The organism is Synergistaceae bacterium, from assembly GCA_017444345.1.
Taxonomy (GTDB): domain Bacteria; phylum Synergistota; class Synergistia; order Synergistales; family Aminobacteriaceae; genus JAFUXM01.
In genome coordinates, this window is sequence record JAFSWW010000025.1 from 1 (window position 1) to 9,961 (window position 9,961).

General features: G+C 39.9%; 11 protein-coding genes and 2 tRNA genes. 10 read left to right on the forward strand and 3 right to left on the reverse strand.

Annotation, left to right across the window (positions count from 1 at the left end; translation table 11 throughout):
* The first annotated feature begins 82 nt into the window (after positions 1–82).
* The 10 genes from IJS99_01595 to IJS99_01640 all read left to right on the forward strand — a co-directional run bounded on the left by IJS99_01595 (position 83) and on the right by IJS99_01640 (position 6,956).
* Positions 83–571, forward strand: coding sequence for an HIT domain-containing protein (locus IJS99_01595; protein MBQ7560515.1), 489 nt, complete (start codon positions 83–85; stop codon positions 569–571).
* On the forward strand, positions 546–1,172 hold the full coding sequence (locus tag IJS99_01600) for a YigZ family protein (protein ID MBQ7560516.1): 627 nt from the start codon (positions 546–548) through the stop codon (positions 1,170–1,172). Before IJS99_01595 ends, IJS99_01600 begins: the two co-directional genes overlap by 26 nt.
* A 39-nt stretch (positions 1,173–1,211) precedes the next feature.
* Positions 1,212–1,305, forward strand: a tRNA-Ser gene (locus IJS99_01605).
* Between the two features lie 10 nt (positions 1,306–1,315).
* Positions 1,316–1,389: transfer RNA gene (locus IJS99_01610), tRNA-Arg, on the forward strand.
* Between the two features lie 148 nt (positions 1,390–1,537).
* On the forward strand, positions 1,538–2,662 hold the full coding sequence (locus tag IJS99_01615; protein ID MBQ7560517.1) for an ABC transporter substrate-binding protein: 1,125 nt from the start codon (positions 1,538–1,540) through the stop codon (positions 2,660–2,662).
* Between the two features lie 106 nt (positions 2,663–2,768).
* Entirely contained in the window at positions 2,769–3,650 is an 882-nt protein-coding gene (locus IJS99_01620; GenBank protein ID MBQ7560518.1) for a branched-chain amino acid ABC transporter permease, read from the forward strand.
* Between the two features lie 3 nt (positions 3,651–3,653).
* Positions 3,654–4,715 carry a branched-chain amino acid ABC transporter permease gene (locus IJS99_01625; protein MBQ7560519.1) on the forward strand — a complete coding sequence of 354 codons (1,062 nt, stop codon included), beginning with the start codon at positions 3,654–3,656 and terminating at the stop codon, positions 4,713–4,715.
* 3 nt (positions 4,716–4,718) lie between these two features.
* Positions 4,719–5,561: an ABC transporter ATP-binding protein gene (locus IJS99_01630; protein MBQ7560520.1), complete on the forward strand. Its 843-nt coding sequence runs from the start codon at positions 4,719–4,721 to the stop codon at positions 5,559–5,561.
* 3 nt (positions 5,562–5,564) lie between these two features.
* Positions 5,565–6,278, forward strand: a complete 714-nt coding sequence (locus IJS99_01635; protein ID MBQ7560521.1) for an ABC transporter ATP-binding protein — start codon at positions 5,565–5,567, stop codon at positions 6,276–6,278.
* Between the two features lie 90 nt (positions 6,279–6,368).
* Positions 6,369–6,956, forward strand: a complete 588-nt coding sequence (locus IJS99_01640) for an acyltransferase (protein MBQ7560522.1) — start codon at positions 6,369–6,371, stop codon at positions 6,954–6,956.
* Positions 6,957–7,002: 46 nt separating this feature from the next.
* On the opposite strand, the gene IJS99_01645 is transcribed toward IJS99_01640, so the two are convergent.
* From IJS99_01645 to IJS99_01655, 3 genes are all read right to left on the reverse strand, one after another.
* Positions 7,003–8,286, reverse strand: a complete 1,284-nt coding sequence (locus IJS99_01645; GenBank protein ID MBQ7560523.1) for an ATP-grasp domain-containing protein — start codon at positions 8,284–8,286, stop codon at positions 7,003–7,005.
* Between the two features lie 64 nt (positions 8,287–8,350).
* Positions 8,351–8,884: a GNAT family N-acetyltransferase gene (locus tag IJS99_01650; protein MBQ7560524.1), complete on the reverse strand. Its 534-nt coding sequence runs from the start codon at positions 8,882–8,884 to the stop codon at positions 8,351–8,353.
* Positions 8,862–9,827, reverse strand: a complete 966-nt coding sequence (locus IJS99_01655) for a hypothetical protein (GenBank protein ID MBQ7560525.1) — start codon at positions 9,825–9,827, stop codon at positions 8,862–8,864. Before IJS99_01655 ends, IJS99_01650 begins: the two co-directional genes overlap by 23 nt.
* Positions 9,828–9,961: the final 134 nt, after the last annotated feature.

Sequence of the window (9,961 nt, forward strand, 5' to 3'; positions counted from 1 at the left end):
ACCCACCCAAAAGACGGCGGCGGCGGATTCAGGTATAATATTTACATCAATTAATAAAGCAACAAAGGGGAGTAAATTTTTTATGAAGCAGCTTTACGCAACATGGCGAATGTCATATATCGAGGCACCTAAGCACGAGGGCTGTATATTCTGCGATTTTCCGGCTGAGGATAAAGACGACGAGCATTTTATCGTACATCGCGGGCGAACTTGTTTTGTTATCATGAATCTTTACCCGTATAACCCCGGCCACTTAATGATAATCCCATTCAGGCACACGAATCTTTACGAGTCATTGACTGATGAAGAAATCTTTGAGATGCATAATCTAACAAAGAAGGCCGTGCAAGTCCTCAAAAAAGTAATGAATCCCGACGGCTTTAATATCGGAATGAATCTCGGCAAAGTCGCAGGTGCAGGAGTTGACGGTCATTTACACAGGCATATCGTCCCGCGCTGGAACGGTGATAATAATTTCATGCCCGTTATATCAGATACTCGCGTATTATCTGATTCGATCGCTAATTCATGGCGCAAAATAAAAGATGTCTGGCATAATAAGAAGCTATAACGAACCGGCCGGCCCTGTTACTTATGAAGAAAAAATTAAACGCTCTGTCTTTATAGCAGATCTTGCACCCGTTCACAATGAAGACGAGTCTAAAATTTTTTTATCGCAAATAATCTCGAAATATAGAGACGCGACTCATAACTGCAGGGCTTATATTTTCTCAAACGGGAGCGAATACTCATCAGATGACGGCGAACCTTCAGGAACAGCGGGCAAACCTATTTTAAACGCTATAAAACATTCGGGACTCGTGAATGTCATGATAATAGTTACTCGCTATTTCGGGGGAGTCAAGCTCGGCACGAGGGGATTAATTGACGCTTATGGAATGACGGCAGCAAAAGCTCTTGAGATTGCCGAGATAAAAGAATGCATAATCACTCAAAAAATTTTTATCGTGCTTGAATATTCGCAAATGGGATTAATTACACGTTTGCTTGAGAATAATAACGCCTTGAATTTACACTGGGAATATAATGCGTCAGTGAGTGTGAATGCTGATATACCCGTAAATTTTTGCGAGAGTTTAACGCGTGAACTTGACGAATTACTTGCTAGGAAAATTATAATTTCATTTGACAAGAATTTATCAGCGTTATAATATATTCAGCGTTTGAAAATTTTAGCAGCATAATAATATGGTGGGTTGGCCGAGAGGCTGAAGGCGCTCGCCTGCTAAGTGAGTATAGGGTCTAATAACTCTATCGTGAGTTCGAATCTCACACCCACCGCCATAATTTTCCTGCGGTAGTAGCTCAGCTGGATAGAGCGAAGGCCTACGGAGCCTTAGGTCGTGGGTTCGAATCCTGCCTACCGCGCTATAACTTGAGAGAAAACAGGCGGTGTAATAAGCCGCTTTTTTTGTATATTATTATTTGGCTCAAAGTCTGAATATTTTCTTAATGGCCGAAGAGAAATTTTCAGAATAAAGCATAAATTTATAGGCAAGGAGATTATATTTTCATCATGACAAAGAAAATTTTAACCTGCACGCTTTTAATTCTTGCAATGGCTTCAAGTGCATTCGGAGCAGCTTTCAAACTCGGCGGAACTGCACCACTTACCGGCGGAGCAGCTATTTACGGAATGGCCGCAATGAGAGGCGCACAAATCGCAGTAGACGAAATCAACGCAATGAACGGCGATATTAAATTCGAGCTTAATTATCAGGACGATACACATGACGCAGAGAAGGCCGTTAATGCCTATAACGCGTTGAAAGACTGGGGTATGCAGATTTCTTTAGGTTCTGTAACGTCAAAGCCCTGTGAGGCAACAGCAGCAGAAAATTTTGCAGATAGAATATTTGCTCTTACTCCGTCGGCATCGTCTGCGGCAGTTACTGACGGGAAGGATAACGTCTTCCAAATGTGCTTTGTAGATCCTAATCAGGGAACAGCAAGCGCGCAATATATAGCAAATAAGAAATTAGCTAAGAAAGTCGCTGTTATCTGGAAAAATGACGATGTTTATTCAAAAGGTATCAGAGACACATTTATTGAGACAGCCCCGAAATTAGGCATTGAGATCGTCAGTGAAACAACTTTTGCGGACGGTAATGATAACGATTTCTCGGTGCAGTTGACAGACGCTCAGAAAAACGGTGCGGAACTCGTATTCTTGCCGATGTATTATCAGCCTGCCAGCTTAATTTTTGCTCAAGCCAAATCAATGGGCTATGCTCCTAAATGGTTTGGAGTTGACGGCATGGACGGAATTTTGACGATGGAAGGCTTTGACAAATCACTTGCTGAAGGTGTTATGTTATTGACCCCGTTTAATGCAGACGCAAATGACGAGCTTACTAAAAAGTTTGTTGCAGAATATCAGAAGAGACATAACGAGATTCCGAATCAGTTCGCGGCAGACGGTTATGACTGCGTTTATGCTTACTGTCAGGCATTGACTCAGGCAAAGGCAAAAGCAGACATGGAAGCTGAAGAACTCTGCAAATTAATGATTGAGCAGTTCACTACAATGAAATTTAACGGAGTAACAGGCTCAAACGTAACATGGTCGAAAAACGGCGAAGTCTCAAAGGATCCCAAGGGAATGATCATCAAGAACGGCGCATATGTCGGACTTGACTAATTTGATAATAATTTCACGAGAAAAAATTTTCATGAGCAGTCAGGAGAGAGTCGGCCTTACAAAATCTCCGGCTGCTTTTGTATATTAAGGAGCTATAAATTTATCGATGATATTTCTTAATTATTTTATCAGCGGCATAAGTCTGGGCAGCATTTACGCAATTATCGCGCTGGGCTATACAATGGTATACGGAATCGCAAAAATGTTGAATTTTGCTCACGGCGATGTAATTATGATAGGTGCTTATGTGTGCTTTTATGCGGTCTCGCGCTATGAACTTCACCCGTTTATAGGGATAATTTTAGCAATGATAGTGTGTACTTTTCTCGGAATAATAATAGAAAGATTTGCATATAAGCCATTGAGGCAGGCTCCATCTTTGGCAGTCTTGATTACAGCAATAGGAGTCAGCTATTTTTTGCAGAATACAGCGTTATTATTATGGTCGTCAAATCCTAAAGTCTTCCCGTCAATTATAGGCCGGGGCGCGTTTAAATTATTTGAAGGCGAGCTGTCAATTTCGCATGTTACAGCTTTGACGATTATAACGTGTTTAGTAATCATGATTATATTGACGGCATTTATAAATAAAACCCGGCTCGGGAAGGCAATGCGTGCATGTTCAGAAGATAAGGGCGCGGCTCAATTAATGGGAATAAACGTAAACGCTACAATTTCTATGACGTTCGCAATAGGGTCGGGGCTGGCTGCGATTGCCGGGGCGTTATTATGTTCAGCATATCCGACTTTGATGCCGACGACTGGAGCATTACCGGGAATCAAGGCATTTACTGCGGCAGTATTCGGCGGGATCGGGTCAATTCCGGGGGCATTTCTGGGCGGCTTAATGCTGGGAGTTATTGAAATTTTTGCGAAGGCTTATATTTCGAGTCAGTTATCTGATGCTGTAGTCTTTGCTGTATTAATTATAGTATTGCTTGTGAAGCCTGCGGGACTTCTCGGTAAATACACACAAGAGAAGGTGTAAAATATGACAATGCGCAGGTTAATAAATTTAAAGCGTGTAGAAGCAAGAAGAATTTATCTCACATATTTTATAGTAATTCTTGCATATATAATCTGTCAGACAATGAGCAGCACAAAATTTTTAAGCTCAACAATGCGGGGTATGCTCGTTCCGATTTGTGCTTATATGGTAATGGCTGTGTCATTAAATTTAGTTGTAGGAATTTCGGGGGAGCTTTCACTTGGCCACGCAGGTTTTATGTCGATCGGAGCATTTTCCGGGGTAGCGTCGGCAATATTAATGCAAAATTTGATTCCCTTTGCACCTGTGAGACTCGCACTTGCTATGATAATTGCGGCGATTTTTGCGGCTATTGCTGGATTCTTGATAGGGATTCCTGTTTTGAGACTCAAGGGCGATTATTTGGCGATAGTAACTCTTGCATTTGGAGAAATTATAAAAAGTTTGCTGAATAATTTTTACTTAGGAATGGACTCGGGCGGAATTCAAATCAGTATGTTGACTGATACGACGAGATTATTACCGGGCGGCAAATTAATTATACGCGGGCCGATGGGTATAAGCGGCATACAAAAAATTGCTACTTTTCCGGCGGGATTTATACTCGTTATGATTGCTTTAATGATAGTATTTAATCTCGTAAATTCAAGATCAGGGCGTGCATTCATGGCAATACGGGACGACAGAATAGCGGCAGAAAGTATCGGGCTCGACATAACAAAATATAAGATGATGGCATTCGTTACTTCTGCGGCACTGGCAGGAGCGGCGGGAGCTTTATTTGCTATGAATTATTCTACAATTGTAGCTAATAAATTTGATTTCAACACGTCGATATTGATTCTTGTTTTCGTAGTCTTAGGCGGTCAGGGGAATATGTTAGGCTCGATTATAGCGGCGGCGGCTTTGACGATTTTGCCGGAAAAATTGCGCGAGTTCTCGGACTATAGAATGCTCCTTTATGCGGTTATATTAATATTAACTATGCTCGGAACTAATAACTCAGAGATTAGAGCTTTCTTTGCAAAGTTGAACCCATTTAAGCGCAAAGAGGAGGAAGAATAAATCATGAAGACGAAAACAAAATATATTCCCGTTCCTTCACGAGCGATTTTGCCTGATAGAGATTTTGACAGGGAGCCGGTTTTAGAATGCGTTAATCTGGGAATCACACTCGGAGGCATTAAAGCAGTCGACAATTTTAATTTGACAGTAGGACGCACTGAAATTGTAGGACTAATCGGGCCAAATGGAGCAGGAAAGACTACAGTATTTAATTTATTGACTAAAGTATATCAGCCCACTAAAGGCACGATTTTATTAAATGGTCATGACACTCACGGGCTTAATACTATGCAGATAAACAAGGCCGGAATCGCTCGGACATTTCAGAATATAAGACTATTCAAAAATTTAAGCGTAGTAGATAATGTTAAAGCCGCAATGAATAACGAAATGAAATATAACATGTTGAGTGCTATATTGAGACTCCCGAATTACAAGCGTGAAGAAGTTGCAGCACACAGACGGGCTTTAAAACTGCTTTCTATTTTCGATATGCAGGAAATGGCTGACGTTCGGGCGGGTTCGTTGCCATATGGAGCGCAGAGAAGACTCGAAATTGTGAGGGCACTTGCTACAAATCCATCGTTATTATTGCTTGATGAGCCTGCCGCAGGTATGAATCCTTCAGAGACTGCCGATTTAATGGACAATATACGCAAAGTTCATGACATGTTCCAAATCGCTATAATTTTAATCGAGCATGATATGAGCCTAGTAATGAATATTTGCGACGGGATTTGTGTATTGAATTTCGGCCAAGTCATAGCAAAGGGAACTCCTGAAGATATACAAGCAAATCCGGCAGTAATTGAAGCATATCTCGGACGTAAAAAGGAGGAGGCTTAAATAATGGCTGATCCAGTCTTAAAAGTTGAAAATATTAATGTCTATTATGGCAGCATTCACGCAATAAAAGGAATCTCATTTGAAGTCTATGAGGGTGAAATTGTTACGTTAATCGGCGCGAACGGTGCAGGAAAATCTACGACTCTAAATACTATATCGGGATTATTGCATCCCAGCACGGGCAGTGTCTCATTTTTAGGGGACTCGCTCGCGAAAATTGCACCTCATAAAATCGTAGAAAGGGGACTCGCTCAAGTTCCTGAGGGCCGGCGTGTGTTCGCTCAAATGACGGTGCAGGAAAATTTAGAGATGGGCGCATATACTCAAGCAAATAATTATATTCACGAGGATTTAGAGAATGTATATAAATTATTCCCGCGTTTAAATGAGCGCAAGAATCAAATTGCCGGGACTCTTTCAGGCGGTGAACAGCAAATGTTAGCAATGGGACGCGCTTTAATGAGTCGGCCTAAATTATTAATGCTTGATGAGCCTTCAATGGGATTAGCTCCGATTTTAGTAGAACAAATTTTTGATATTATTGCAGATTTACACAAACACGGAGCGACTATTTTATTAGTTGAACAGAACGCGCAAATGGCCTTGAGTATCGCGAGCCGCGGCTACGTAATGGAAACGGGCAAAATCGTAACTACTGGGACGGGTAAGGAGTTATTATCATCGCCCGAAGTGAGAAAGGCATATTTAGGCGGGTAAAATTTTCGTGCGTGGGATGTTTATTATATAATTAATCATGATAAATATTTCCGCGCATATTATTTTATTTAACAGGAGGCAGAATTAACCGTGAAAACAAGTTTTTACACACCCGGCGAACTCGCAGAAATAGGATTTAAATCTTACGGCAAAAATATTTTAATCAGCAGAAAAGCAAGCATATACAGCCCTTCAAAAATTGAAATCGGCGATAATGTCAGAATAGATGATTTTTGCATACTCAGCGGGAAAATTAAACTCGGAAGTCATATTCATATAAGTGCATACACAGCTTTATATGCCGGCGACTTTGGAATCAATATCGGCGATTTCTCTGGATTATCTCCGCGCTGTACAATTTGGGCAATGAGTGATAATTTTTCGGGGAATGCATTATTAGGGCCGGTAATTCCTGAAAATTTTAGAAATGTATTCGGCGGAGAAGTCATACTTGAGAAATATGTGAGTCTCGCTACAGGAGTTACTATTATTGCGCGAAATACTGAGGGGGGGGGGGGCATAAGACTTAAAGAAGGCTGTGCAGTCGGTGCTATGTCTCTTGTTAATAAATCCCTCTCTGAATGGACGATATATCTCGGTATACCTTGCCGGGCATTTAAGGAACGCAGCAGGAAAATGGCATACTTAGGAGAAAAATTTATCTCTTCTCTTGAGTAATTCATGCTTAACGGGTGCTCGTTCTGTGTGAATAAGTACCCGCTGTTTATTTTATCAGGCACTGAAACGCGTCGACATCAAAGACGGGAATATTTATTTTTTGCGATACATCTAAGCGTTCAGGAAAATAATTATCTATGAAGATTGCTTTGCTGCCATGAATATAATTTGACTTTCTTGTGCCGGGCTTGATAGTTATAATCTCGTCGAACAAATCAGGCGATATTCTGTGAGAATTCATTGACTCGTAAATATCCCCTTCATGAGCAGTAAGAAGTATTAATTTTATTCCCTCGTTAATGCACTGATAAATATATTTCATTAAATCCGTGTTGACTTGGCCGTTGATAATCAAAGTATCATCATAATCAATATATGCGCACTCGTAATCATATGGGATTCTGAAGAGTGTTTCTATTCCCCTGTCTAAAGTTATATTTAAATCACTGCATAAAATTTTGACATCATAGCCCATGAAATCGAATAGAGACAATAACGGAAAATTTACGCCCAAATGCCGCCAAAATGTTTGTGTTCCTGAATTCCTGACAGAAAACTCCATCAGCTTCAAATTATGATTTATATCTTCCTTAAGCTGGAAAAACCATGAGCCGCGAAATATAAATCTCGTGTTTAAATCTTCAGCAATATTATAAATCTCGTCAGTGAGTTTAACCCGCTCAGAATGATATGATATTCCGTTCGTGATTCTTTCTCGTGTTCGCGGGCCGGTGAATAGCAAATTACGCCGTGAATCCGTGAAACAGTCAACAGTATATTCTCTTCCCGGCAGATATTCACACAGTAGAAAATTTTTATTATTTGCCGCAAAAAATTTTAGGTCATCTTCACATTTTATTAGTGCTGTACCTTTTCCGCCGGCTGCTATAAACGGTTTCAAGAATGCAGGATATTTTATATTATTATAATTATATATTTCAGGACAATACGAACAATTTTTTACGCTCTCATAAATCAGCTTCTTATTCTCGGCAATTAGGGCAGTCTCATAGGGCGAGCAGATTATACGCGCGTTAATAGATTTCTCGTTTTCCATTAAGAATCTTGCAATAGTATCATGTGTAGGAATTACAAAATCAATTTGCCATTTCTCAATCAGTGCATTAAATTCTCGAATAAAATTTTTGTCCGTGATATATAAATGCTCTGAGATATAAATTTGCCCGTGTGAATAAATATATTCTGAGTGATCGCTTCTCCCTGACGCCCCGAATACGTTAAAGTGTATATTATCCTTGAGTGCCTTGTAAGTATCCATCGATGAACCCGCCGGGAAGATCAGGACATTTTTTTTGTTTATGCTGCCCATAAGCTGTCACCTCGGTGGCAAAAAAATTTGATTCTCAAATATATATTCAAGAAATCAAGTAATTTTACCCCCCCCCCTGTAGGTATTTTATGCAGTATTCTTCTCTTAATATCGAGTACATAACTTTATTAACAAACTTCCCATTTTTAAATAATGCGCCTCTCATTATGCCCTCCTGAATAAATCCGGCCTTCTCGTATAAATGTCTTGCTCTCGTGTTATTCTCAAGGACTCCAAGCTCAACACGGTGTAAATTCATATTCATAAATGCGTGCTTCAAAATTTCATTTATTGCGAACGTCCCGCAGCCCTTGTTTTGATTCTCCTTACTGCCTATCATAATATGAAATTCCGCCGATTGATTTAACACGTCAACGGGAACGAGACTCACAAGTCCGATTATATTATCATCATCTTTGACTATTGCACATCTGACGGCATTACTCCGGCTCTTCATGTAATTTTCGAACCATTGAACATCGACATCATAATTTATATAACGAAATGGAGCACCTAAAAGATTTATTAATTCCGGGTCATTGCGCCACTTGTTTATTTCGGCGAGGTCTCTTCTTTCAAGCTCTCTCAGTCTGTACAATTTTTATAAGCTCCTTTGCAATATATTTCATATCGTCCTGATTATAACGCTGATCACATGGAATCGGCAAAATATTTGCGGCGTAATCTTCTGCTGTAGTATCTCCGCAGGTCAAAGCATACGGCCATAAAGTAGCAATATAAATTTTTTTCTCGGCAAGTTTTTTCTTGAGAGTCATTCCGCCCTCACAATAATACGGATAAGCAAAAGCCCCGGCCGGGTAAAATTTCGGCAAAATATTTTTATCACCCAGCAATGAATCAAGAATCTTATAATTTCTATCGCGTATATTCTTGACGTGATTATAATCAATCGCTCCCAGCAAATTACGTGTAAGCCGGGACATTTTCATTAGCTGCAAATTTATATATGACTCGTCGGATCTCTTGAAATCAGCGTAATAATCCGAAGCACTCCGGCCTTCAAAGCGGCCAAGTATATGAGTCATTCGGCCTGAAGATTTATCCGTATCAAGCTCGCAATCAAGAATAGCATTACTTGAGAGATACGCACCATCAGGAACTCCAAAAAATTTTCTGCATGAATAAATCGTGTCTATTCCCTCAATTGGAGCCTGAAAAAATGCCTGAACGTTATCGAGAATTATTTTATTTCCGTAAAGCGAGCTTAATTCTTGAACTCTTGAATTATTTATTATTCCGTAATAATTCACAATGTATAAATATTCGCCCTCATTAAGTTTTTTGCTGAAGTCAGGCATAAAATTTTTATTCACATGATACTGTTCATAAATAAGGCCTTCACGGTCAAGCATCTTTAAGACTGAGTCGCACAAATAAAACGGGATATAAATTTTCTTGATTCTCCGGGCCTTCATGACATATAACAGCGCATTACGTGCAGTGTTTAGAGCAATGAGTCCCGGGTAATATTCATTGTGTATTAAATCCTCAAGTCCGAAATAACCGCCGATTTCATGCATTAAATTTATCACTCCTAAAATGAAACTTTATGATATGATAGCATAAAATTTTATATAGAATCTCAACAGAAGGGATTGACAACTTTGATCGAAAATTTGTATAATGGCTCACGGCTCACGGCTCACGGCTCACG